At 64.6% G+C, this 25,299-nt stretch carries 22 protein-coding genes; 10 read left to right on the top strand and 12 right to left on the bottom strand.

Going from position 1 to position 25,299, the window contains the following annotated elements:
- Both Q0D31_RS15090 and Q0D31_RS15085 read right to left on the bottom strand, forming a co-directional pair.
- Positions 1-873: a DUF6537 domain-containing protein gene (locus Q0D31_RS15090; RefSeq protein WP_291852349.1), complete on the bottom strand. Its 873-nt coding sequence runs from the start codon at positions 871-873 to the stop codon at positions 1-3.
- A 17-nt stretch (positions 874-890) separates the two neighbouring features.
- On the bottom strand, positions 891-1,556 hold the full coding sequence (locus Q0D31_RS15085; protein ID WP_291852346.1) for a cyclic nucleotide-binding domain-containing protein: 666 nt from the start codon (positions 1,554-1,556) through the stop codon (positions 891-893).
- Between the two features lie 290 nt (positions 1,557-1,846).
- On the opposite strand from Q0D31_RS15085, the gene Q0D31_RS15080 reads away from it, so the two are divergent.
- Positions 1,847-2,623 carry an enoyl-CoA hydratase/isomerase family protein gene (locus Q0D31_RS15080; RefSeq protein ID WP_291852343.1) on the top strand — a complete coding sequence of 259 codons (777 nt, stop codon included), beginning with the start codon at positions 1,847-1,849 and terminating at the stop codon, positions 2,621-2,623.
- A gap of 140 nt (positions 2,624-2,763) precedes the next feature.
- On the opposite strand, the gene Q0D31_RS15075 is transcribed toward Q0D31_RS15080, so the two are convergent.
- The 8 genes from Q0D31_RS15075 to Q0D31_RS15040 form a co-directional block, all read right to left on the bottom strand.
- Positions 2,764-3,477: a nitroreductase gene (locus tag Q0D31_RS15075; protein ID WP_291852340.1), complete on the bottom strand. Its 714-nt coding sequence runs from the start codon at positions 3,475-3,477 to the stop codon at positions 2,764-2,766.
- Between the two features lie 130 nt (positions 3,478-3,607).
- A complete protein-coding gene (locus tag Q0D31_RS15070; RefSeq protein WP_291852336.1) occupies positions 3,608-4,855 on the bottom strand; it encodes an acyl-CoA dehydrogenase in 1,248 nt (415 codons plus the stop codon).
- 114 nt (positions 4,856-4,969) lie between these two features.
- A complete protein-coding gene (locus Q0D31_RS15065; protein ID WP_291852333.1) occupies positions 4,970-6,217 on the bottom strand; it encodes an acyl-CoA dehydrogenase in 1,248 nt (415 codons plus the stop codon).
- Positions 6,218-6,342: 125 nt separating this feature from the next.
- The gene (locus Q0D31_RS15060) at positions 6,343-7,470 is read right to left on the bottom strand and encodes an acyl-CoA dehydrogenase family protein (RefSeq protein ID WP_291852330.1); all 1,128 of its coding nucleotides are present in this window, start codon (positions 7,468-7,470) and stop codon (positions 6,343-6,345) included.
- Between the two features lie 134 nt (positions 7,471-7,604).
- Positions 7,605-9,479: an AMP-binding protein gene (locus Q0D31_RS15055; RefSeq protein WP_291852327.1), complete on the bottom strand. Its 1,875-nt coding sequence runs from the start codon at positions 9,477-9,479 to the stop codon at positions 7,605-7,607.
- A gap of 51 nt (positions 9,480-9,530) precedes the next feature.
- The gene (locus Q0D31_RS15050; protein WP_291852324.1) at positions 9,531-10,337 is read right to left on the bottom strand and encodes an enoyl-CoA hydratase/isomerase family protein; all 807 of its coding nucleotides are present in this window, start codon (positions 10,335-10,337) and stop codon (positions 9,531-9,533) included.
- 190 nt (positions 10,338-10,527) lie between these two features.
- Positions 10,528-11,286 (bottom strand): SDR family NAD(P)-dependent oxidoreductase, encoded by a 759-nt coding sequence (locus tag Q0D31_RS15045; protein ID WP_291852320.1) that lies wholly within the window; start codon positions 11,284-11,286, stop codon positions 10,528-10,530.
- Positions 11,287-11,376: 90 nt separating this feature from the next.
- Entirely contained in the window at positions 11,377-12,030 is a 654-nt protein-coding gene (locus Q0D31_RS15040) for a TetR family transcriptional regulator (protein WP_291852317.1), read from the bottom strand.
- A gap of 159 nt (positions 12,031-12,189) precedes the next feature.
- Between Q0D31_RS15040 and Q0D31_RS15035 the strand changes: the two genes are divergently transcribed.
- The 6 genes from Q0D31_RS15035 to Q0D31_RS15010 all read left to right on the top strand — a co-directional run bounded on the left by Q0D31_RS15035 (position 12,190) and on the right by Q0D31_RS15010 (position 19,299).
- A complete protein-coding gene (locus tag Q0D31_RS15035; RefSeq protein ID WP_291852314.1) occupies positions 12,190-13,362 on the top strand; it encodes an acetyl-CoA C-acetyltransferase in 1,173 nt (390 codons plus the stop codon).
- A 114-nt stretch (positions 13,363-13,476) separates the two neighbouring features.
- On the top strand, positions 13,477-15,015 hold the full coding sequence (locus tag Q0D31_RS15030; RefSeq protein WP_291852310.1) for an acyl-CoA synthetase: 1,539 nt from the start codon (positions 13,477-13,479) through the stop codon (positions 15,013-15,015).
- A complete protein-coding gene (locus tag Q0D31_RS15025) occupies positions 15,012-16,175 on the top strand; it encodes an alpha/beta hydrolase (protein ID WP_291852307.1) in 1,164 nt (387 codons plus the stop codon). The genes Q0D31_RS15030 and Q0D31_RS15025 overlap by 4 nt, the downstream gene beginning before the upstream one ends.
- A gap of 52 nt (positions 16,176-16,227) precedes the next feature.
- Complete coding sequence (gene mbfA, locus Q0D31_RS15020) at positions 16,228-17,196, top strand: iron exporter MbfA (RefSeq protein ID WP_291852304.1); 969 nt, start codon at positions 16,228-16,230, stop codon at positions 17,194-17,196.
- A gap of 156 nt (positions 17,197-17,352) precedes the next feature.
- The gene (locus Q0D31_RS15015) at positions 17,353-18,825 is read left to right on the top strand and encodes an amidase (protein WP_291852446.1); all 1,473 of its coding nucleotides are present in this window, start codon (positions 17,353-17,355) and stop codon (positions 18,823-18,825) included.
- 120 nt (positions 18,826-18,945) lie between these two features.
- Positions 18,946-19,299 (top strand): nuclear transport factor 2 family protein, encoded by a 354-nt coding sequence (locus tag Q0D31_RS15010; RefSeq protein WP_291852300.1) that lies wholly within the window; start codon positions 18,946-18,948, stop codon positions 19,297-19,299.
- Between the two features lie 121 nt (positions 19,300-19,420).
- On the opposite strand, the gene Q0D31_RS15005 is transcribed toward Q0D31_RS15010, so the two are convergent.
- Positions 19,421-20,509 (bottom strand): Zn-dependent alcohol dehydrogenase, encoded by a 1,089-nt coding sequence (locus tag Q0D31_RS15005; protein ID WP_291852297.1) that lies wholly within the window; start codon positions 20,507-20,509, stop codon positions 19,421-19,423.
- Between the two features lie 180 nt (positions 20,510-20,689).
- Entirely contained in the window at positions 20,690-22,471 is a 1,782-nt protein-coding gene (locus tag Q0D31_RS15000; protein ID WP_291852293.1) for an acyl-CoA dehydrogenase family protein, read from the bottom strand.
- Positions 22,472-22,562: 91 nt separating this feature from the next.
- Here Q0D31_RS15000 and Q0D31_RS14995 point away from each other — a divergent pair, with 91 nt between their 5' ends.
- The 3 genes from Q0D31_RS14995 (at position 22,563) to Q0D31_RS14985 (ending at position 25,260) form a co-directional block, all read left to right on the top strand.
- A complete protein-coding gene (locus tag Q0D31_RS14995) occupies positions 22,563-23,561 on the top strand; it encodes a glutathione S-transferase family protein (RefSeq protein ID WP_291852291.1) in 999 nt (332 codons plus the stop codon).
- A 33-nt stretch (positions 23,562-23,594) separates the two neighbouring features.
- Positions 23,595-24,296, top strand: coding sequence for an SDR family NAD(P)-dependent oxidoreductase (locus Q0D31_RS14990; protein WP_291852289.1), 702 nt, complete (start codon positions 23,595-23,597; stop codon positions 24,294-24,296).
- A 133-nt stretch (positions 24,297-24,429) separates the two neighbouring features.
- Positions 24,430-25,260, top strand: a complete 831-nt coding sequence (locus tag Q0D31_RS14985) for an enoyl-CoA hydratase (RefSeq protein WP_291852286.1) — start codon at positions 24,430-24,432, stop codon at positions 25,258-25,260.
- Positions 25,261-25,299: the final 39 nt, after the last annotated feature.

Raw genomic sequence — 25,299 nt, 5'->3', positions numbered from 1 at the left:
TCAGGCCGCGTTCGGAGCCGCGAGAGCCCGCGCACGGATCTCGGCGATCTTGCGCTTGAGCGCGGCCTGCCGCCGATCCGGCAGCGCCGCAGCACGGGCTTCCGCCACCGCCCCGGCGAGATCGGGCAGCGCCAGCACACCGTCGAAAGTCGGCTTGGCAAGGCCGTCGATGATCGCGTTCCAGTCGGCCATGCCCTGGCGATAGACGTCGCCATAGCCCTGGATCATGGTCGCGGTACGCACGATCTCGTTCGCCGCGCCGGGTTGCCTCGTCAGGCTGCGGTCGATCATGTGCAGCCAGCGCTCCACCCAAACCCGTTCCCTGGCGTAGCGCACGGAGTACCGCCGCCATCGCCGCAAGCCCGCTTCCAGCTTCAGCCTGGCAATACCGAACCAGCTCGCCGCGCTGAAGCGGATCGAGACGTTCTTGTGCGCCCACCCCGCCGATTCCAGCACATAGAGCGGCAGCTCGGCGATCGCGGCGGGGAGTGCTTCGACCAACTCATCGAGCCGGAACTTCCTGACGTCGACGGTCCTCGCCTGCGGGCCGGGTAGGTCGGCCAGCGCGAAGAGCTTGAGCTGCGCGATCCGGATCGGATCCTCATAACTCATTCGCGCCGCCATCAGCCGCGCGATGTCGGTCAGCATTGCCTCGTCGACGCCGTTCTTGCCGACAAAGCGCTTGAGCCTGTCGATGTAAAGCTGGGCGTAGCCGGCGCTTTGGTAATCGATCAGAAGGTGGATGGCCTCGCTCGCCACCGCCGCCACGGGCTTGGGCAATCCCTCAGGCAGGAACGGTGGCGCACCGTCATCCTCACCGATGAAATCGGCGAACAGGTAGCGCAACGACGACGATATCCCGCGGTCTGACACGCTCCCTCTCCCGGCCACTATGCGGGCTTTGGCTCGGCCACGGACGCTGTCTGCTGGGCAAGCCGCCGCTCCAGCGTTTCGATGTTCTGAAACAGCCGGGCACTTGCCAGACGCAGGAAGTAGAAGCCGAAGGCGGGGTTCTGTACGTAGAGCTCCTCGACCTTGCTGTAGCTTACGCTGAGGATCAGGCCGGATTCGACGCATTCCAGCGTCTGGGTTCGCATGTTCGACGGCGACAGCATGCCGAGTTCGCCGACGATGGCGCCCACCGGTAGCACGATGCCGGATTCGACCAGCTTGAACTTGCCGCTGACGATGTAGAGCATGTCCTCGGCCTTCTCGTCCTTGTAAAACAATATCTCGCCAGCCACACACTCGCGCTCGGTCATGAACGGCTTCAGCCATTCCATCGACAGGTCGCTGTTGACGGATTTCTTCACGTCGCGAACCAGCTGCAGCATCTGGTGCAGGCGATAGGAATTGACCAGCAGCATCAGCACCTGCACCACCATCACGAGGTAGTTGCGGGCCGGGATCGCGGTCAGGATCAGGATGACGTTGGCGAGAATGCCGAACACCCGCAACGGGATCATGGTCCGCATCGTGGTGGTGGCGACCACGAAGATCGTCGCGAACAGCGCCCCGGCGGTTCCCGCGTGTTGTGCCAGATGAGTCGTATCCATGGGAGGCCAGCCAATTTATTCAGGAAATGAAGGTTTTCACGATTCTGTTGCGGTGCCCGCTCACGCAATATCGGGAGGATGCTGTTGGTATACGAGGAAAAGGCGACGTTTTGTCGGGATTCTCACTATCCCCCGGTAAAATTTGGCTTCAGCCCATTGGCGACGCGGTCAGTCCGGCCACAGGGCTCTTGTTTGACGGCGCTTCCCCCGGCAGGCACCTTGCCGGAACCGACCGGGGTTGGACGCAGGAAAACCCATAGCGAGAGCATTCAAGAATCATGGAGAACGGGATGTCCGAGGCCGCCAGCACGCCGGTCCTTCAAATCAGCGGCGCGCGCGCCACGATCCGCCTGAACCGGCCGAAGCACCTCAACCGGCTGCAAAGCGAGGACCTCGGCGAACTCGTGAGGCTGTTCGACCGGATCGAGGCCGATGCCACCATCCGCGTGCTGGTGCTGACCGGCAGCGGCCGCGCCTTCAGCGCCGGCTACGATCTCAACTCGGTCGCCGAGCGCGCCACCAGCGCCAGCGAGCAGCAGAGCGCGGGGTCCGCGTTCGAGGCGGTGGTCGATCGCCTGGAAGATCTCGGGATACCGACGATCTGCCGGCTCAACGGCGGCGTCTATGGCGGCGCGACCGACCTGGCGCTGGCGTGCGATTTCCGCATCGGCGTCGACACCGCCGACATGTTCATGCCGGCGGCGCGGCTCGGCCTCCACTACTACACGGGCGGTATCGTCCGCTATGTGTCGCGGCTTGGCGTCGACAACGCGAAGAAGCTGTTCTTGACCGCCGAGAGGATCGCCGCGCCGGAAATGCTGCGGATCGGTTACCTCACCGCCATGGTGCCGGAGGATTTGCTCGACGAGGAAGTGAACCGGCTCGCCATCGTTCTGGCCGGCAACGCGCCGGCCGCGATGCGGGGCATGAAGCGCGCCATCAACGAGTTCGGCCGCGGCAAGCTCGACGCGGAAGCCGCCGACATTCGTCATCGTCAGAGCATGCGCAGCGCCGAGATCAAGGAAGGCATCAAGGCGTTTGCGGAAAAGCGTCCGCCGAAATTCTGACCTCTTCCCTCTCCCCTTGTGGGAGAGGGTGGATCGAATGAGCGGAGCTCATTCGAGACGGGTGAGGGGTTCTCTCCGCGGAGACATACCCCTCATCCGGCGCTTCGCGCCACCTTCTCCCACAAGGGGAGAAGGGACCTCTACTCATCTACGAACGTCACGGTCTCGGCGACGCTCGCCCGCGAGGTGCGATAGCTGTTGACCCTGGCCGCGTTGTCGGCGAAGCCGAATGAAATGCCGCAAACCACCTTGCGGTCGTCCGCCAGCTTGAAGTGCCGCCGGATCAGCCCGGAATGCCGCGCCAGCGCCGCCTGCGGGATGGTGCCGAGGCCGAGCGCCTGCGCCGCCAGCATGAAGTTTCCGACATAGGCACCACAATCGACCGCGCCGTAGACGCCGAGCGGCTCATCGGTATGGATGATAGCGACATGCGGCGCGCCGAAGAAATTGTAGTTCTCCAGCGCCTGCCTGGCGTAGGCCGTCCTGTCGCCCCTGGCGATGCCGAGCGTGTTGTAGAGTTGGAATCCGCTCTCGCGGCGCCGTTCGAGATAGACGCCGAGATATTCGCGCGGCGGCGTGAAGTCGTGATCGTCGCCGGCGCCGGAAGCCGCCTCGGCGTAGATCGCCTTGCGGAAGCGCTCCTTGGCTTCACCGCTCGCGATCAAGACCTGCCAGGGCTGGCTGTTGCACCAGGACGCCGTGCGCTGCGAAACCCGCAAGACATGCTCGATGGTTTCGCGCGGCACCTCCTGCGGCAGGAACGCGCGCACCGAATACCGTTCGTTCAAGAGCTCCTCGAGCACGCCGATTCGATCGGCGGTTGCATAGCGTGGGTTCGGCGCTTTCGCATCCATAGAACTTCCTCTTTCTGTCATTCCGGGGCGCGCGCAGCGCGAACCCGGAATCTCGGTCCCAAACCTCTGGATTCCCCGATGTGCAATTGCACATCTGAGGTTCGCCGCTGCGCGGGCCCCGGAATGACGGCTAGACTCTTCCTTTGGTCGGAATCTTGTTGAATGGCACGTCCTTGTCGACGCGGATATCGCCGGGCAGGCCGAGCACGCGTTCGGCGATGATGTTGCGCAGGATTTCGTCGGTGCCTCCGGCGATCCGCATCGATGGCGCCGACAGCAGCATCTGCTGGAACTGGCCGCGCGCCATTTCCTCGTCGGCGCCGGCGAGTTCACCGGCCGCGCCCTGCAGATCCATCGCATAGCTTGCGATGTCCTGCAGCATCGTGCCCGAGACCAGCTTGCCGATGGAATTTTCCGGACCCGGCCGCTCGCCCTTGGACAGCGACGAGATGGCGCGGTAGCTGGTGTATTTCAGCCCGCTCGCCTTCACCGCCCAGCTGGCGAGCCGCGAGCGCGTGGCGGGATCGTCGATTGCGAGCCCGTCCTCGGTCATCAGGCTGGAGCAGAACTCGAACATTTCGGGGAATCCGGTCGCGAGCCGCGAGCCGATCGACATTCGCTCGTTCATCAGCGTGGTCAGCGACACGTTCCAGCCGTCGCCGACCGCGCCGAGCCGCTGATGATCGGGGATCACGACGTCGGTGAAGTAGACCTCGTTGAATTCCTGCATTCCGTTGGCCTGCTTGATCGGCCTGACCTCGACGCCCTTGCTCTTCATGTCGAGGAAGAACATCGTCAGCCCCTTGTGCTTGGGCACATTGGGATCGGTGCGCGTGATCAGAAGGCCGTAGTCGGAGTAATGCGCGCCCGAGGTCCAGATCTTCTGGCCGTTGACGATCCAATTGTCGCCGTTCTTTTCCGCCCGCGTGCGCAGGCCCGCGACGTCGGAGCCGCCGGCCGGCTCGGAGAACAACTGGCACCAGATATGTTCGCCGGAGGCGAGCTTCGGCAAATAGTGGCGCTTGTGCGCCTCGCTGCCGAACGCCATCACCGTCGGGCCGCACATGCCCTCGCCGATCTGGAACGGCTGCGTCAGCTTGCCGTAAACGCCCTCTTCCTGCTGCCAGATCACCTTCTCGATCGGGGTCGCGCCGCGGCCGCCATATTCCTTTGGCCAGTGCAGGCAGGCCCAGCCGCCGTCGGCCTTCTTCTTTTGCCAGGCCTTGCCGACGTCGACGATCTCCTCCTTCTCCAGCCGGATGCGGCCGAGCGAGGACTTGGAAAGCTCCGCCTCGTACTTCTTCGGCGCGTTGGCGTCGATCCATTTGCGGGCGGTGCTGCGAAACTCGGCTTCCTGCGGCGTGTCGTCGAAGTTCATGGCGGCTTCCTTTTTTCACGTCATTCCGGGGCGCGCACAGCGCGAACCCGGAATCTAGAGGTTATGTTGCTCGAGGTTCCGGGTTCGCCGCTGCGCGCCGCCCCGGAACGACACCTATGCTCTTCCCCTGGTCGGGATCTTGTTGAACGGCACGTCCTTGTCGACCCTGATGTCGCCGGGCAGGCCAAGCACGCGCTCGGCGATGATGTTGCGCATGATCTCGTCGGTGCCGCCCTCGACGCGGGTGCCCGGCGCGCGCAGCAGCATTGCCTGGAACTTGCCGGCGACTTCGGCATCGTCAGGCCCGCTCAGCGCGCCGGCGGCGCCTTGCAGGTCCAGCGCGTACATCGCGACCTCCTGCACCATCGAGCCCGCCACCAGCTTGCCGATGGAGTTCTCCGGACCCGGACGCTCGCCCTTCGACAGCGCCGAGATCGCGCGCATGCTGGTATATTTCAGCCCGCTCGCCTTCACCGCCCAGTCCGCCAGCCTGGCGCGGACATTGCGGTCCTCGATCGCGGGACCGTCTTCCAGCATCAGGCTGTTGCAGAACTCGAAAAGTTCGGGGAAACCGGTCGAAACGCCGGCGCCGATCGACATCCGCTCGTTCATCAGCGTGGTCAGCGATACGTTCCAGCCGTCGTTGACCGCGCCGAGCCGCTGCGAGTCCGGAATCTTCACGTCGGTGAAATAAACCTCGTTGAAGTCGGACTGGCCGTTGGCCTGCTTGATCGGCCGGACCTCGACGCCAGGACTCTTCATGTCGAGGAAGAACATGGTGAGGCCCTTGTGCTTGGCGACATCGGGGTCGGTGCGGGTCAGCAGAATGCCGTAATCGGAATAATGCGCGCCCGAGGTCCAGATCTTCTGGCCGTTGACGATCCAGCCGTCGCCCTTCCTCTCGGCGCGGGTGCGCAGGCCCGCGACGTCGGAGCCGCCGGCCGGCTCGGAGAACAACTGGCACCAGACCTTCTCGCCCGACGCCAGCGGCGGCAGGTATTTGCGCTTCTCCTGCTCGCCGGCGAACGCCATCATGGTCGGCCCGCACATGCCATGGCCGATGATGAACATGCCGCTGAGTTTGCCGAACGGACCCTCTTCCTGCTGCCAGATCACCCGCTCGATCGGCGTGGCACCACGTCCGCCATACTCCTTCGGCCAGTGCAGGCAGGCCCAACCGGCATCAGCCTTCTTCTTCTGCCAGGCTTTCGCCACTGCAAGAATGTCGGCGCCCTTGAGCGCGGTTCGGCCGAGCGAGGATTTGCGAAGCTCGTCCTCGTATTGCTTGGGCGCGTTGGCGGAAATCCACGCCCTGGCCTCGGCGCGGAACGCGGCTTCCTGCGGGGTGTCGTCGAAATTCATGCGCGTGATCCTTGCTCGTCATTCCGGACGATCCGCCTCGCGGATCGATCCGGAATCTGGAGATTATTTATTACGTCGAGATTCCGGGTTCGATGCTGCACATCGCCCCGGAATGACTGCCACCTTCAAGCCGCGTTCTTCTGGCGCATGCGGTCGATCAGCTGATCTTCCCAATACGACAGGCTGCCGAGCGAAAGCGCGGTGGCGTTGGCGCGACGGTAGTACATGTGGCAATCGAACTCCCAGGTGAAACCCATGCCGCCATGAACCTGGATGTTGTTCTTGGAGCAGTGCTGGAACGCCTGCGTTGCGCTGATGCGCGCGGAGGCCGCCGCTTCCGGCAGTTCCGCCGCGTTGGTCGAGAGCGCCCAGGCGCCGTAATAGCAGTTCGAGCGCGCCAGCGTCGCCGACACATACATGTCGGCCAGCATGTGCTTGACCGCCTGGAACGAGCCGATCGGCCGGCCGAAAGCGATGCGGTCGAGCGCGTAGTCGCGGCCCATTTCGAGCGCGCGATCGGAGCCGCCGACCTGCTCGAAGGCCAGCAGAACGGCGGCGCGGTCGAGCACTTGAGTCAGGAGGCCCCAGCCTTCACCGGCCGTTCCGAGCGGTTCGGCCTTGGCGTTCTTGAAGGTGAGTTCGGCCTGCCCCCGGGTCGGATCGATATTGGTCAGCGACTTTACTTCGACGCCGCCAGCCTTGAGATCGACCAGGAACAGCGAGATATCGGAATCGCGCCCGGAGGAGCCGGTGCGCGCGGCAACAATGGCGAAATCGGCGACCGCGCCATCCGGCACCGGCTTTTTCACGCCGTTCAGCGTGCCGCCGGAGGCCTGCAGCTTGATCGCCTTCGGCGACGGATTGCCCTTGCCTTCGAACAGCGCCAGCGTGCCGATCGCCTCGCCGGAAGCGATCTTCGGCAGCCATTTCCGCTTCTGCGCCTCGGAGCCCGCCAGCAGCAGCGCCTCGGCGGCGAGATAGACGGTGGATGAGAACGGTACCGGCGCCAGCGCGCGGCCGATTTCTTCCGCGATCACGCAAAGTTCGAGATGACCGGCGCCCGCGCCGCCGAACGCTTCGGGGATCGCGACGCCGAGAAAGCCCATCTCGGCGAGCCCCTTCCACAGTTCCTTGTCATAGCTCGCCTTGCCGTCCAGCACCGCGCGCACGGCTTTCGGCGGGCATTTTTCAGCCAGAAACTTTCGCGCCGCGTCGCGCATCTGCTTTTGTTCGTCGGAGAAATCGAAGTTCATGGCGGATTACTCGGCTTTGAGGATGGAAAGGGAAACCGTCATTCCGGGACGCGAAGCGAACCCGGAATCTCGAGATTCCGGGTCTGGTCCTTCGGACCATCCCGGAATGACGGCCGATGGAGAGCGCGTCGTTCTCATTGCAGCACGATCACGTCTTCGTCGGGCTGATCGGCATAGAGCCGCTCCACCAGCGCGGCGCGACGCTCCAGCCCGGCGCGCTGGTTGATGTAGCCCTTGTCGGTGAGCTCGTTGCCGTCGATCGAGGCCGGCTCGACCATCAGCATGGCACGGGCGATCCGCATGCTGCTGGCGCCCGCGGAAGCGTCGTTGTGCGCCTGCAGGCCCTGCTTCAGGCAGGCAATCACGGCGGGATGCCTGACCACTTCTTCATAGGTCGCCTCGGGATTGCCGACGATCTGACGGCAGGCGTGGAGGTTCGGCCAGGCCAGAAGGCCGACGAACGGGCGATCCTGGCCCGCCACCAGCGCGTCCTGCACGAACGGCGTTGCGGCAGCGATCGCGTCGGTACGCAGCGAGCCGACATGCACGAAGGTGCCGGTGGTGAGCTTGAAGTCCTCGACCACGCGGCCGGCGAAGATGATACCCTGCACGGGATCCTCGGGATCGACGAACACGCCGGCGTCGCCGATGCAGTAAAAGCCTTCCTCGTCGAACGCGTTGCGGGTGAGTTCGGGTTGACCGAAATAGCCGGGCGTGACGTTGACGCCGCGCAGGCGCAGCTCGTACTTCGATCCGACCGGCACCATCTTCAGTTCGACGCCGGGAAACGGCAGCCCGATCAGGCCGACGCGCTCGGTATCCCAATAGGTGCCGGTGGAAGTCGGCGCGGTCTCGGTCGAACCCCAGCCGGTGTAGAACACGATGCGTTGTCCGGTGGCGCGCACCGCGAGCGCCTGCATCCGGTCATAAAGGTCGTCGGGCAGCCGCGCGCCGCCATAGGCCATCAGGCCGAGATTCCTGAAGAAGGAACGGCACAGCGCGTCGTCCTTTTCCATGGCGGCGGCGAGCGCGGCGTAGCCCGCGGGCACGTTGGCGTAGTAGGTCGGCGAAATCTCGCGCAGATTGCGCAAGGTCTCCTCGATCTGCCCGGGCATCGGGCGGCCGTCGTCGATGTAGAGCGTGCCGCCCTCGATCAGGACCGGATTGAACAGCGCGTTGCCCCCCATGGTATGGTTCCACGGCATCCAGTCGAGGTAGGTTGCAATCGGCGCGTTGGGGTCGCGCGGCCGCACCTGCATCATCATCGCCGCATTGGCGCACATCATCGCCTGCGTGTTGATGACGGCCTTCGGCATCCCGGTCGAGCCCGAGGTGAACAACAGCTTGCCGACGGTATCGGGCGTGATCCTGGCAATCGAGGCTTCGACATCGCCGGTAACAGGCGTCGCCGCCAGCTCGGCAAAGGAGATACTCTTGATGCCCTCGCAGGGGCGCGCGACGTGAACGACGGTAACGCCGGCCAGATCAAGCGCCTTCAACGCCTTCTCAAAGGTCGGCCCGTCCTGCACCATCACCACCGCCGGTTTGATCAGTGCAAACAGATATTTCAGCTTGAGATGATCCTGGCTCATCAGCGAATAGGCTGGCGACACCGGCGCCGCCGGCAGACGCGCCTGCATCGCGGCCTGCGTCATCAGTGCGTGCTCGATCGAATTGCCCGACAGGATCGCAACGGGGCTGCCCTCGGCGAGGCCGAGGTTGAGCAGGCCTTGCGTCAACCCATCGACGAGTTTCTTAGCCTCGCCGTAAGATACCTTCCGCCATTGCCGGTCCGCGCCGCTGCGCTGCGCCAGCCAGATGCGCTCCGGCGCCTGCCTGGCCCACTTCGCCAGCGCGGCCGGAACATGCCGCTCGTATTGCTTGAGCGGAATCCGCGACTTCAGAACGATCACGCCATCGGGCCGCCGCTCGACCGCGATATCGCGCTCCAGCCATTGGATCTTGCGAAAGCCGGGCTTGCTCAGCACCTCGGCGGCATTCCCACTCATATTGCGTCTCCCGGAATTCGGCCTTTGCAGCTCTTTCGTTCTGATCGGTCGCTAGCGCCTGATATAGACAGGCTTTCGTTTTTCGAGAAAGGCCCTGATGCCCTCGTTGAAATCCTCCGAGCGGCTGCACAGCACCTGATTGCGGTCTTCCATGGCGATCACGGCCTCGATCGAGCCGGCGTCGACGCTCATATTGAGACATTCCTTGGACAGCCGCAGACCGACCGGCGAGGCCGTCATCATCGCATCGACAAAGGGCTCGGCGGCCGCGTCAAGCCCGCCTTCCTCGACGACCTCGGAGACGAGGCCGACGGCGAGCGCGCGCTCGGCGCCGATGAAGCGCCCGGTCAGGATCAGTTCGGAGGCGACGGAGACGCCGACCAGCCGCGGCAGAAAATAGGAGGTGCCGATGTCACAGCCGCCGAGGCCGAGCTTGATGAAGGCGCAGTTCATCCGCGCGGACCGGGTGGCGATGCGGATGTCGGCGGCCAGCGCCAGCGCAAAGCCGCCGCCGGCCGCCGCACCCTGAACCAGCGCGATGATCGGCTGCGGACAGCGCCGCATCAGCATCACGATGTCGGCGATGCGGCGCTGCGAATCCAGCGACTCGGTGACGCCGGGCGGCTCCTGCTGGCCGGCGCGGCGCTGCATCGCGTGCTTGAGGTCGAGCCCGGCGCAGAACGACGCGCCCGCACCCTTCAGCACCACGACACGGGTTGCGCGGTTGCGCTGCAGGCCCTCAAAATAGGCGTTGAGCGCGTCGATCATGTCGGGGTTGAGCGCATTGAGGCTGTCCGGGCGATTGAGCGTCACCCGGTCGACCCCGTCATTGTGTTCGATCAGCAGCGGTTGAGTCATGAAGCGCTCCCTGCATCCGCGGATTGCGGCGCTCATTGCTGCGCCCTCTCCCCTTGTGGGAGAGGGCATCGCCGGCATTAGCCGCGCATTCAATGCGGTGAGGGGTTGCTGGCCGAGAGAACCCCTCATCCGGCGCGGATTGCATCCGCGCCACCTTCTCCCACAAGGGGAGAAGGAAGCGCAGCGCCAACTACCGCGGCGCCATCCGGATGGCGCCGTCGAGACGAATGGTCTCGCCGTTGAGCATCGGGTTCTCGACGATGTGGACCGCGAGACTGCCGTATTCGGAAGCGTCGCCGAGCCGCGCCGGATGCGGCACCTGCGCCCCCAGGCTCTTGCGGGCCTCTTCGTTCAGGCCCATCAAGAGCGGCGTCAGGAACAGGCCGGGCGCGATGGTGTTGACGCGGATCTTGAGGGTGGCGAGGTCGCGCGCCGCCGGCAGCGTGAGGCCGACGACGCCGCCCTTCGACGCCGAATAGGCGATCTGGCCGATCTGCCCCTCATAGGCCGCCACGCTCGCGGTGTTGATGATGACGCCCCGCTCCTCGCCGATCGGCGGCGCTGTGGCCAGCCGTTCGGCAAACAGGCGCAGCACGTTAAAGGTGCCGATCAGGTTGACGTTGATGATGCGGACGAACTTGGCCAGCGGATAGACGCCGTCCTTGCCGACGGTGCGCTGCGATCCGCCGATGCCGGCGCAGTTCATCAAGACGCGCGCGATGCCGTGCGCGGCTTCCGCCTTGGCAATCGCCGCCTTGATCGCCTCCTCGTCGGTGACGTCGGCGTGGAGGGCGATGCCCTTGACTTCGGCGGCGACTTTTTCGGCGTTCTCCTTGTTCTGGTCGATCACGCCGATCTTCGCACCTTTGGCGGCCATGGCGCGGGCGGTCGCGGCGCCGAGACCCGAACCGCCGCCGGTGATGAGAACCGCAACGTCTTTCAACTGCATTTTGGATACCTTTCCTTCCTTAGGCGTTTCTTCTCTAAGATGGCGAATGGCGAATAGCGAGTGGCGAATGGATTAGATGCGATCCATTCGCTACTCGCTATTCGCTACTCGCCCATTCAATATGCCGCCGCAGATCAGCGCTTCCATGTGCTTGACGTACTGGCGACAGACTTCATCGGTGACCGGGCCGACGCCGCTGGCGCGCGAGATCGCGTGCCGGCCGAAGAACAGGTGGTCGCAGGCGCCGATCAGGCTGGTGTAAAACAGCACCGGGTCGATGCTGCGGAATTCGCCGGCCTTGACCCCTTCGGCGAGCAGCCGGCGATGAAAGTCGAGCAAGGGCGCGACGAAGAACTTCGACACCTCGGCAGCCGCCTCGGCGCTGCTCTCGTGCAGTAAGTAATGGATCAAACGGTTCATGTAGGGGAACTGGTGATAGGCGCGGATGATGCCGCCGATATGCAGGCGCAGTTTCGCGGTCGGCGAGATCGGCTGGCGGATCAGATACTCCAGCTGCGACATCTCGGCCGCGGCGTCGCGCGCCAGCAGCGCCAGCAACAGCCCGTCCTTGTTGCCGAAATGATATTTCACCAGGGCGGCGTTGACGCCGGACTTCTGCGCGATGTCGGACAGCGACACTTCGATCGAGGCGCGCTCGATCATCAGTTCGCTGGCTGCGACAAGCAGCTTCTCGGCGGTGGTGTTTTTGCCGGCCGGAAGCCTGGTCGGTACGCTGATATTCAACGGCTATCCCATCACTGCATGGCCGGGAAACCCGGCCGCACATAAGCGCATGCCGCGGCTGACCTCAAGAGTTAATTGATTGATTGACTAAATCCCGCCGCGTCCCTTAAATCCCGCGATCTTTCAGCCGCCGTCCAACAACAATCAGGGAGAACAGACATGGCCGAAGCCTACATCGTCGCCACCGCCCGCACCGCGGGTGGCCGCAAGGGAGGACGGCTTGCAGGCTGGCACCCGGCCGATCTCGCCGCGTCAGTGCTGGACTCGCTGGTCGATCGCACCAAGGTCGATCCCGCCCAGATCGAAGACGTGATCATGGGCTGCGTGATGCAGACCGGCGAGCAGTCGAGCAACGTCGGGCGCAACGCGGTGCTGGCTTCCAAGCTTCCGGAAAGCGTGCCCGCCACCTCGATCGACCGCCAGTGCGGCTCCTCGCAGCAGGCGCTGCATTTCGCCGCGCAGGCGGTGATGTCCGGCACCATGGACATCGTGATCGCGGCCGGGGTGGAATCGATGACCCGGGTGCCGATGGGCCTCGCCTCGTCGCTGCCGGCCAAGAACGGCTTCGGCATTTCCAAGAGCCCGGCGATGGAGAGGAAGTATCCGAACATCATCTTCAGCCAGTTCACCGGCGCGGAAATGATGGCGGAGAAATACGGGCTCACCAAGGACGAACTCGACGCCTATTCCTATGAGAGCCATCAGCGCGCGATCGCCGCAACCCAGGCCGGCCGCTTCAAGGACGAGATCGTCCCGTTGCAGATCACCCGCGCCGACAACTCGACCGACACCCACCACATCGACGAGGGCATCCGCTTCGACGCCAGTCTCGCGGGCATCAAGGGCGTCAAGCTGATCGCCGAAAACGGCAAGCACACCGCCGCCAGCGCCAGCCAGATCTGCGACGGCGCCTCCGGCGTCATGGTCGTCAACGAACGCGGCCTGAAGTCGCTGGGCCTGAAGCCGATGGCGCGCATCCATCACATGACCATGATGGGCGGCGATCCCGTGATCATGCTGGACGCGCCGCTGCACGCCACCAAGCGGGCGCTGCAGAAGGCCGGCATGTCGGTCGACGACATCGACCTGTTCGAGGTCAACGAGGCATTCGCGGCCGTGCCGGTGGCGTGGCTGAAGACCACCGGCGCCGATCCGGCCAGGCTCAACGTCAATGGCGGCGCGATTGCGCTCGGCCATCCGCTCGGCGGCTCCGGCACCAAGCTGATGACCACGCTGGTCAACGCGCTCAAGCAGCGCAACAAGCGCTACGGCCTGCAGACCATGTGCGAGGGCGGCGGCATGGCGAATGTGACGATCGTGGAAAGACTGTAAGGAACGCGGATAGCGAGTGGCGAATAGCGAATGGGGAGTAGGTGAAGGGGCGATTGCCGCCCGTCTTGCCTATTCGCCATTCGCTGCTCGCCATTCGCCTCTTGAGGAAACACCATGACCCATCCGTCTGTCCACGCCCGCACCCAGCCGAACAAGATCGCCTATCAGATGGCCGGCACCGGCAAGGCGATCACCTATCGCGAGCTCGACCAGCTATCGAACCAGGGCGCGCAGCTGTTCCGCGCGCTCGGCCTCAAGGCCGGCGACCACATCGCGTTCCTGATGGAAAACCGGCTGGCGTTCATGGAGATCTGCTGGGCGGCGCAGCGCGCCGGGCTCTACTACACCGCGATCAGCCGCTACCTGACCGAGGACGAGATCGCCTACATCGTCAGGGACTGCGGCGCCAAGCTTTTCATCACCTCGCCGAAATGCGCCGATCAGGTCAGAAACCTGGTCAGGGGCGAGCCGGGCGAGCCGATGTTCTTCATGGTCGACGAGCCGGAGCCGGGCTTTCGCTCCTTCGACCGCGAAGCGATCGCGATGCCGACGACGCCGATCGCAGATGAAGTCGCCGGCTACGACATGCTCTATTCGTCGGGCACGACCGGAAGGCCCAAGGGCATCAAGCGGGAGTCCGAGAACAATCCGATCGACCTGCCGAACCCGTTCCTGAAGATTCTCTGCGCCGACATGTGCGGCATGTCGTCCGAGAGCATCTACCTGTCGCCGGCGCCGCTTTATCACGCAGCCCCGCTGCGCTTCAACATGATGGCGATCACGCTCGGCGGCACCTCGATCATCATGGAGAATTTCGACGCCGAGCAGTTCCTGAAGCTGGTCGAACAATTCAAGGTGACGCAGTCGCAGCTGGTGCCGACCATGTTCGTGCGGATGCTGAAGCTGCCGGAGGAGGTGCGCAAGCGCTACGACGTCTCGTCGCTGAAAGGCGCGATCCACGCCGCCGCGCCCTGCCCGATCGACGTCAAGGCGAAGATGATCGAGTGGTGGGGTCCGATCCTGATCGAGTACTACGCCGGCTCCGAAGGCAACGGCGTCACCGTCTCGACCTCGCAGCAATGGCTCACCCATCGCGGCACCGTCGGCCGCGCGGTGGTTGGCAAGCTGAAGATTTTGGACGAGAACGACGAGGAGAAACCCGTGGGCGAAATCGGCACTGTCTATTTTGCCGACGCGCCTGTTTTCACCTATCACAACGATCCCGAGAAGACCAAGAAGGCCTACAACGCCAGGGGATGGTCGACGCTCGGCGACGTCGGCTATCTCGACGCCGAAGGCTTCCTCTATCTTACCGACCGCAAGAGCTACATGATCATCTCCGGCGGCGTGAACATCTACCCGCAGGAAACCGAGGACGTGCTGATCACCCATCCCGGCGTCGCCGACGTCGCCGTGTTCGGCGTGCCGAACGAAGAGATGGGCGAAGAGGTCAAGGCCGTGGTGCAGCCGCACGACATGGCAAAGGCCGGCAAGGAACTCGAGGCTGAACTGATCGTGTTCTGCCGCAAGCATCTGTCACCGATCAAATGCCCGAAAAGCATCGACTTCGAGGCGGAGTTGCCGCGCACCCCGACCGGCAAGCTGGTGAAGCGGCACCTGCGCGACAGATACTGGCAGAAAGCGACGCCATGACCGCCCTGCCCGCCATCCCGCTTCCCCCGACCATTCGCTCGCGCACCGTCGAGGGCATCAACGGCCTTGCCATGCACGTGCTCGAGGCCGGCTTCGAGACAAGCGGCCGGCCCTGCCTCTTGCTGTTGCACGGCTTCCCCGAACTCGCCTTCTCCTGGCGCAAGGTAATGCCGGCGCTTGCTGAAGCCGGCTACCACGTGATCGCGCCGGACCAGCGCGGCTATGGCCGCACCACCGGCTGGGACGCCGACTACGACGGCGACCTCGCTTCGTTCCGGCTCACCAATTTGGTGCGCGACGCGCTCGGGCTGGTGGCGGCGTTCGGTTATCGCCACGTCGATGCCGTGATCGGGCACGATTTCGGCTCCTCGGTCGCGGCCTGGTGCGCGCTGATCCGTCCCGACGTGTTTCGCTCGGTGGTCCTGATGAGCGCGCCGTTCGGCGGACCGCCGTCATTGCCCTTCAACACGCTGGACAGTCCGGCCAGGCCGGCGGTCGCCGACCCGATCCACCGCGACCTCGCAGCATTGCCGCGGCCGCGCAAGCATTACCAGTGGTACTACTCGACGCGCGAGGCCAACGCCGACATGCACCGCGCGCCGCAGGGCGTGCATGATTTCCTGCGCGCCTACTACCACCACAAGAGCGCGGACTGGAAAGCCAACAAGCCATATCGGCTGAATTCCTGGTCTGCCGGCGAGATCGCGAAGCTGCCGACCTATTACGTGATGGATCTGGACAAGGACATGGCCGCGACGGTGGCGAAGGAAATGCCGGCGGCGGCGGAGATCGCCGCCAACCAGTGGCTGCCCGACCGCGAGCTTGCCTTCTACAGCGCCGAATATGGCCGCACCGGTTTCCAGGGCGGCCTGCAATGGTATCGCTGCGGCACCTCGGGCGCCTTCGTGCCGGAGTTGCAGATATGGTCGGGCCGCACCATCGACGTGCCCTCCGCCTTCATCTCGGGCAAGCAGGATTGGGGAACTTATCAGCGTCCCGGCGTTTATGAGGCGATGCAGTCGAAGGCCTGTACCGCCATGATCGGCTGTCACCTCGTCGATGGCGCCGGACACTGGGTGCAGCAGGAACAGCCCGCTGAAGTGAACCGCCTGTTGCTGGCGTTCCTCAAAGAAGCAAAGCGTGGTGGCCAATCTATTTGACCACGCAAGGACAACAATTTAGAATGATTCTAAATTGTCAAAAGGTCCTGCCGTGAAGAATTTTGCCGATCTGTCCGAGCGTGAGGTGCTGGCCGTTGCCATCGCGGCCGAGGAAGAAGACAGCCGCATCTACATGAGCTTCGCCGAAGACCTTGCGGTGCGCTATCCGGAGTCGGCCAAGGTGTTCGAGGAGATGGCCGAGGAGGAACGCGGCCATCGGCACATGCTGCTTGAACTCTACGAGCGACGCTTTGGCAAGAATTTGCCGCCGATCCGGCGCGATAACGTCAAGGGCTTCCTGCGCCGCCGCCCGCTCTGGCTGACCAAGAATCTGTCTCTCGACACCATCCGCAAGGAAGCCGAGACGATGGAGTATGAGGCCGCGCGCTTCTACATCAGGGCCGCCGAGCAGAGCCGGGACGTCGACGTGCGGCGCCTGCTTGGCGACCTTGCAGAAGCGGAGAAAGGCCACGAAAGCCTCGCGGCCCGCCTGACCGACAATATCAGCACCGACGTGCGCGAGGAGGAAGACAAGACGCGCCGGCGCATGTTCGTGCTGCAATATGTGCAGCCGGGGCTTGCCGGATTGATGGACGGGTCGGTCTCGACGCTGGCGCCGCTGTTCGCCGCCGCCTTTGCCACCCACCAGAACTGGCCAACGTTTCTGGTCGGCATGGCCGCCTCGATCGGCGCCGGCATCAGCATGGGGTTCGCCGAAGCCCTGTCCGACGACGGCTCGCTGACCGGGCGCGGCTCGCCATGGATGCGCGGGTTCATCTGCGGATTGATGACGACGCTAGGCGGCGTCGGCCACACGCTTCCCTACCTGGTTCCGGATTCCTGGAGCAACGCGTTCTGGATTGCAACCGCGATCGCCAGCATCGTCGTCTTCTTCGAACTGTGGGTGATCGCCTATGTTCGCGCCCGATACATGGACACCCCGTTCCTGCAGGCGGCGTTCCAGATCGTGCTCGGCGGCGCCATCGTGCTCGCCGTGGGCATCCTGATCGGCGGGGCGTAGCCGCCCGCAATCGCTGTCAAGCGCGCCGCCTTCGCCTAAATCATACTGATAGGGCCGCGACGGCGGTACGATGACTTGATGCCCGACGCACCCGTCTTGCGGCCCGCGCGCAAACTGAGCATCATCCGCGCCGCCGACGGACGACGGGAGAACGACTTGACCAGATCGCAATGGAGCTTCAAGACCGCGGTCGAACTGTCGTCCGCGCTGGCGACCAGGAAAGTCTCCGCCGTCGAACTGGCGCAGGACGCGATCGGCCGTATCGAGCGGCACGACGAGAAGATAAACGCGATCTGCGTTCGCGACTTCGAGCGCGGCCTTGCCGCCGCCCGCGCCGCCGACGCTGAACTGGCGCGCGGTGAGAAGAAGCCGCTGCTCGGCATCCCCATGACGGTGAAGGAATCCTACAACGTCGCGGGCCTGCCGACGACCTGGGGTAATCCGGCGCAGAAGGATTTCCAGCCCGCGGAGGACGCGCTGCCGATCACGCGGGTCAAGGGCGCCGGCGGCGTCATCCTTGGCAAGACCAACGTGCCAATCGGGCTCGCCGACTGGCAGAGCTACAACGAGATCTACGGCACCAGCAACAACCCGTATCATCTCGGCCGCACGCCAGGCGGCTCTTCCGGCGGGTCGTCGGCGGCGCTCGCGGCGGGGTATGGCCCGCTGTCGCTCGGCTCGGATATCGGCGGTTCGCTGCGCGTGCCCGCCTTTCATTGCGGCGTCTATGCGCACAAGCCGACCTTCGACCTCGTCGCCATGCGCGGCCATACCCCGCCGCCGCTGCCGCCACTGCCGTCCAACCGCGACCTCAGCGTGATCGGGCCGATGGCGCGCAGTGCGGCCGACCTTTCGCTGCTGCTGGACGTCATCGCCGGACCCGATCCGCTGGAGGCCGGCAAGGCCTATCATCTCTCGCTGCCGGCGGCGCGGCATACTGTGCTGAAGAACTTTCGCGTGCTGCTAATCGACACCGATCCGGTCATGCCGACCGACGGCGTGGTGCGCGGTACGCTGGAACGACTCGCGACGAACCTTGCCGGGGCCGGCGTCAAGGTCGACCGCAGCAGTCCCTTGTTGCCCGACTTCGCCGCGTCGAGCCGGCTCTATATGCGGATGCTGATGTCGTTCCTCTCCGCGTCGTTCGCGCAGGAAGTCTATGCCGGCGCGCAAGCTGCCGCCGCGGCGCTGCCGGCCGAGGACAACAGCCTCGCCGCCGAGCGCCTGCGTGGCATCGCGCTCGGTCATCGCGACTGGTTGATGGCCGACGGCGGACGTTCGCGCCTGCGCGCGCAATGGCGCGAGCTGTTCCGGACCTACGACGCGGTGATCTGTCCGATCATGCCGACGCCGGCCTATCCGCACGATCATTCGGACGACCAGGAAAAGCGCCGCGTCAATATCGACGGCAAGGACTATGTCTACCCTGACCAGTTGGCTTGGCCCGGCATCGCCACCCTGCCCGGCCTGCCCGCTACCGCGATCCCGACCGGCTTTGCGCCCGATGGATTGCCGATCGGGGTACAGATCGTCGGTCCCTGGCTGGAAGACCGTACACCCCTGAAATTGGCCGAACTGATCGAGCACGAATTCGGCGGCTTCAAGCCGCCGCCGATGTTTGATGATTAGCCTCTCAGCCTCGTCATTCCGGGGCGCGCAATGCGCGAACCCGGAATCTGGAGCTGATCATCTCTGGATTCCGGGTTCGCACGCTCCGCGCGCGCCCCGGAATGACGAGGGGAGAAACCAATGAACAACGATATCGACGAACTCACCGCGCTCAACCGCGACTACGTCGCCTCGGTACAACACTCCGACGTCAAGCGCTTCGACGAGATCCTTGCTGCCGACTTCTACTGCTCGAATCCCGACAAGACGCTGGTCGATCGCGCTGCGTTTCTGAAGCAGAGCTCAATTCCCGTGACGATCAGGAATCTGACGGCGCGCGACGTCAAAATCCGCCTGCTCGGCGACTTCGCCATCATCCACGCCGCCACCAGCTACACGACCGCGGACGGCCAGCCGGCCCAAGGGCGATATACCGATTGCTGGGCGAAACAGGACGGCAAGTGGCTCGCGGTGTCAGCGCATGTGTCACGGTGAGATGAGCCCGTCATTCCGGGGCAGCCCGACAGGGCTGAACCCGGAATCTCGAGATCCTCAGGTGCGCAATTGCGCACCGTAGTTCGATGCTTCGCATCGCCCCGGGATGACGACGTTGTCTTCAGCTGTCGAACATGATGACGCTGCGCAGCGTCTTGCCGGCTTTCATGGCGGCAAAGCCTTCGTTGATCTCCGACAGCTTGAGCTTGGCCGAGATCCAGTCCTCAAGGTGCAGCTTGCCGCGCATGTAGAACTCGACCAGGCGGGGCATGTCGACGCGGAAATGGTTGGAGCCCATCGAGGAGCCCTGGATCCGGCGTTCGCGCAGGAAGTCGAAACCGTGCAGCTCGATCTTCTGGCCGAATGGAATCATGCCGACGATGGTCGCGGTGCCGCCGGGCGCCAGCATGGCGAACGACTGCTCCGCGGTTTCCTTGCGTCCCAGCACCTCGAATGAATGCTGCACGCCGCCATTGGTGAGGTCGCGGACCTGCTGCACCACGTCGCCATTGCGGGGATCGACGATGTCGGTGGCGCCGAGCTTGGTGGCAAGCTGCAGCTTGGCCGGATTGGTGTCGATCGCGATGATGCGTCCGGCGCCGGCGATCGCCGCGCCGTTGATCGCGGCCATGCCGACGCCGCCACAGCCGATCACCGCGACCGTCTCGCCGGCCTTGACGCCTGCGGTGTTGACGACCGCGCCATAACCGGTGATGACGCCGCAGCCGATCAGCGCGGCGAGTTCGAGCGGCATGTCCTTGCGGATTTTGACGATGGCGTTCTCGTGAACCAGCATCTGCTCGGCGAACGAGGACAGGTTAAGGAACTGATTGAGCTTCTCCGAGCGCGCCCAGGACAGCCGGTTGGACTGGCCGGGCAGCATCTTCACCGTCGTATCGGTGCACAGCACCGTGCGGCCGGTGGTGCAGTTGTCGCAGGTGCCGCAGAACACCGACAGGCAGGTCACGACGTGATCGCCCGGCTTCACATAGGTGACGTCGGACCCGACCTTCTCGACCACACCGGCGGATTCATGGCCCAGCACCGCAGGCAGCGGATGCGGGTACAACCCTTCCATGAAATGCAGGTCGGAATGGCAGAGGCCGGCGACGCGGGTGCGGATCAGGACTTCGCGCGGGCCGGGGTTCGGCAGGCTGACGTCCTCGATCACCAGCGGCTTGTTGACTTCAAACAGAACGGCGGCCTTCATCGGGTGCTCCCTATTGTTTATCTTTGTGTCGCGGCGCTTTCTTACCTCTCCCGAACGGGAGAGGTCGGAGCGCATCAACGATGCGGTCCGGGCGAGGGGTTCCGGTCTATCGATAGAGCGCTCCCCCTCACCCGGATCGCTGGCGCGATCCGACCTCTCCCCTTGGGAGAGGTAAGAAGCCTACGCTTCGACGAGCAGTTCGCCAACCTCGGCCATCCCGACGCTACGCTCGCCGAGCAGATGGCCCGATATCGCGCGCTGGCCGGCATTTTCCGTTAGCCGGAACGGATCGCCAGGCGATATGCGATGGTCAACCACCAGGCGCGACAGCAGCAGTCGCCGCGCATCGCCGCGCATCTCGTGAATCCGGCCGCCCTCCCAGGCCAGCGCGACCGCGCTGGCGACGTGGTATAATAGGCTGGTGGCGCGCCGCGCGTCGCCCTCATGATCGGTACGGCCGGCGACCTCGCGGGCGAAGCCGATGGCGCGGTCCGTCAATGCCCGCAAGCGATCGCGCCAGGCCTGCGGTACGTTGGGGCTGTCATCGAGACGCGCATGCAGGTCGGCGGCCAGCGCGGCGTCGGCGCCGTGCCGGCCGACCGCCCGCTTCAGCGCATCGATCGCCACGATATTGCCGGTGCCTTCCCAGATCGAGCCGAGATGAGCGTCGCGCAACAGCCTGCTGGTTGCGAATTCCTCAATGTAGCCGATGCCGCCGCGCATCTCCAGCGCATCGCCGCAGACCTTGCGGGCGTCGCGGGTGGCGCGGAATTTCAGCGTCGGCGTCAGGATGCGCAGCAGCGCCGCGGCATCCTGGCTGCCGGCTTCGGCGCGGTCGAGCGCGTCGGCGGTGAGAAAGCTCATCGACAGCGCCTGTTCGGTCGCAAGCGCTATCTTCATCAACTGCCGCTGCGCCAGCGGCAGGTCGATGATGCGCTGGCCGAACACGATTCGATTTTTCGCCACCGTCATCGCGTCATGGTGGGCCCGGCGCATCAGCGCGGTGGATTTGACGCCGTTCGAAAGCCGGGAGGAATTGACCATTTCGGCCATCTGCACGAAGCCGCGGTCGAGCTTGCCGACCGCATAGGCGATCGCGCCTTCGAGCTTGATCTCGCCCGAGGCCATCGAGCGGGTGCCGAGCTTGTCCTTCAGGCGAACGATCCGGTAGTGGTTTGGCGAGCCGTCATCGAGCCGCCGCGGCATCAGGAACAGGCCGACCCCGCGCGTTCCCGGCCCGGCGCCTTCCGGCCGCGCCAGCAGCATCACCACCTCGGCGTCCGCGTTGGAGCAGAACCATTTCTCGCCGTACAGCCGCCAGTGGTCGCCTTCCTGCACGGCCGAGGTCGTCAGCGTGCCGACGTCGGAGCCGCCTTCCTTCTCGGTCATGAACTGGCCACCCTGGGTCAATCTGCCTATGTCGGTCTGGGTCAGTCCGTCCAGATATTTCGCCTTCAACGCGGCGCTGCCGAATTTGTCGAGCAGCTTGGCGCAGCCGTCGGTGACGTTGATCGGACAGCCCAACCCGAACTCGGCCTGATTGAACAGGAACGTAAAAGCGTGCTTGGCGACGACGGGGTATTTGTCCGGCCAGCCCATGATGCCCTTGCGGATCGACATCGCGTGGATGCCGAATTCGCCGAACGCGGCCTTCTCCAGTTCGCGATAGGCCGGGTGATATTCGATATGCTGGATATCGCGGCCGAAACGGTCGCGCGGGTGCAGCACCGGCGGGTGGCGGTCGGCAAGCCGCGCGCACTCGTCGAGATGACCGCCGGCAAGTGCGCCGAGACGGTCGAGATGCGGCTCGATATGGCGGAACAGGGCATCGGGCAGATGCAGGCGAAGCAGATCCGCCAGCGCCGGATCGGCCCGGTAAAAGTTCATCCCCGTGGTGTCCGGCGCCAGCAATCCCGGCTGGCTGGCCGAGGCCGTCACGCGATCCTGCTTGAGTGGCTGCATTTTTATGCCTTGTCCGTTGCGCCCGATCTTGATCATCTACCGATAGCGCAGGCGGTCGCGCCGTCAACAGGCATAATTGGAGGACCAATCCATGGCGAACGGATACCGCATCATCGGCGCCGAGATGTCGCCCTACTCGGTCAAGGTCCGCTCCTATTTCCGCTACAAGGCTATTCCGCACGTGTGGATTCCGCGCAACGCGGCGAGCCAGGCGGAGTTCGAGAAACACGCCAGGATGCCGATCATCCCGCTGGTGGTGACGCCCGAAGGTACTGGCATCCAGGATTCCACGCCGATCATCGAACAGATCGAGAAGCTTCACCCCGAGCCGTCGATTCATCCGGCCGAACCGGTTACAAACTTCATATCAACGCTGATCGAGGAATTCGGCGACGAATGGGGCAACAAATGGATGTTTCACTATCGCTGGGCGCGCGCGATCGACCAGCACTGCTCCGCCGGTCGCCTCGCCCGCATGCGCGCGCCCAAGGCAAGCGAGGAGGAGCATGCCGCGCTTGCCGAGCAGGTTCGCACCCGCATGGTGGAGCGGGTCTGGTTTGTCGGCTCGAATGAGCTGACGGCGTCGCAGATCGAAGAGGGCTTCCAGGACACGCTGGGCATGCTCGAAGATCACCTCTCGACCCGTCCATATCTCTTCGGCGGCAGGCCGGCGTTCGGCGACTTCGGCCTTTGGGGACAGCTCTATGAACTGTGGACCGACCCGACCGCGGGAGCCTTGATCGAAGGCAACGCACCGCATGTGCTCGACTGGATCCACCGCATGCTGTGGCCGCGGGCCGAGGGCGTGTTCGAGGCGTGGAAGACGCTGGCGCCGACGATGATGCCGATCCTGACCAAACAGGTCGGGCGGCATTTCTGGACCTGGACACTTGCCAACGAGAAAGCGCTGGCGGAGGCGCGGGAGGAATTCAGCGTCACGCTTGGCGACAAGGTCTGGATACAGAAGCCGCAAAAATATCACGCCCGCTCGCTCGGCATGCTCCGCGCCAAGTATGCTGAAGTCGCCGACAAGCGGGAGCTCGACCTGATCCTCGCGGCCGCGGGTTGCCTTGCGGGATTGCGCGCCTAGATACCAACTTCCCACCATCCGAGGACCGCGCTCATGGAAATTCCAAAGTACAACACCGCCCTGATCGTCGGCGCCGGCGAAGGTTTGAGCGCGTCGCTGGCCCGGCTGTTCGCGCGCGAAGGCATCAAGGTTGCGCTGGCCGCGCGCAGACTGGAGAAACTCGGCGCGCTCTGCACCGAAACCGGCGCCCGCGCCTTTGCCTGCAACGCCACCGAGCCCGAAGAGGTCGAGCGGCTGTTCGGCCTGGTCGAGCGCGAGATCGGCACCCCCGACATCGTCGTCTACAATGCCAGCGGCCGGGCGCGCGGCGCCTTCACCGATCTGGTCGCAGCAGACGTCGCCCAGGCGATCGCGGTCTCGGCGTTCGGCGGCTTCCTGGTGGCGCAGCAGGCGGCGCAGCGCATGCTGCCGGGCAAGCACGGCGCGATCCTGTTCACCGGCGCTTCCGCCAGCGTCAAGGGCTATCCGCAATCAGCACCGTTCGCGATGGGGAAGTTCGCGTTGCGCGGGCTGGCCCAGAGCCTGGCGCGTGAATTGTCGCCATTGGGCATTCATGTCGCGCATTTCGTCATCGATGGCGGAATCCGCAGCGCACAACGGGCAGAACCCGCCGACAAGCCTGACTCGATGCTCGATCCCGACGCGATTGCGCTGAGCTACTGGAACGTGTTGCAGCAACCGCGCAGCGCATGGACCTGGGAGGTTGAGCTGCGGCCGTGGGTGGAGAAGTTTTAGCCGTCGTCGTCATTCCGGGATGGTCCGAAGGACCAGACCCGGAATCTCGAGATTCCCCGATGCGCAATTGCGCATCTGAGCTCTGGTGCTGGCGCACCATCCCGGAATGACGGAAAATTGAAAAGGGAGAACCATGACCACCGAAACCAGGATCGACACCGGCACCGACGAATTGCTCTGCGTGATCCGCGACCGCGTCGCCGTCATCACGCTGAACCGCCCCGAAGTCCGCAACGCGATGTCGGACAGGCTGACGCCGGCGTTGCGCAGCATGATCAAGGCCTGCGGCGAAAATCCGGATGTCGGCGTGCTGCTGATTACCGGAGCCGGCACCGCATTCTGCGCCGGCGGCGACGTCAAGGGCATGGGCGCGCATCGCGACAAGAAGAAACTCGAAATGTCCTACGACGAGAAGGTCGCCGACCTGCAGGAGCGGCAACGGTTGTTGACCGGCGCGCTGGTCTCGGTGCGCAAGCCGACCATCGCTGCGCTGCCCGGCCCTGCGGTCGGCGCCGGCCTCGCGCTCGCCATGGCCTGCGACATCCGGATCGCCGCGCAATCGGCCTTCGTCTCCACCGGTTACCTGCGGGTGGCGCTTTCCGGCGATTACGGCATCGCCTGGCTATTGACGCGGCTGGTGGGGACGTCGCGGGCGCGCGAACTGATGTTCACCGCCGAGAAGGTCGATGCCGACAGATGCGAGGCCATCGGCCTCGTCAACCGGGTGGTGGCGGACGACAGGCTGCAGGCGGAAGCCTTTGCGCTTGCCAAGTCCATCGCCGAAGGCCCGACGCTGGCGCTGCGCTACATGAAGGACAATCTCGACGAGGCAATGCTGTTCGACTTCGCCACCGCGCGCGACCACGAGGCCGAGCGCCTGGTTCGCCTGACCACGACCGCCGACCACAAGGAGGCCGTGCAAGCCTTCATCGACAAGCGCAAGCCGGTATTTGCGGGTCAGTGAGAGAATAGCCCGGTTCTGGCTCACCAGAACCGGGCTCAG

The organism is Bradyrhizobium sp., assembly GCF_022844465.1.
In the GTDB taxonomy this organism is placed as follows: Bacteria; Pseudomonadota; Alphaproteobacteria; order Rhizobiales; family Xanthobacteraceae; genus Bradyrhizobium.
Note: the sequence above shows the minus strand (reverse complement) of the source record. Positions and strands in the feature narration are given on the sequence as shown.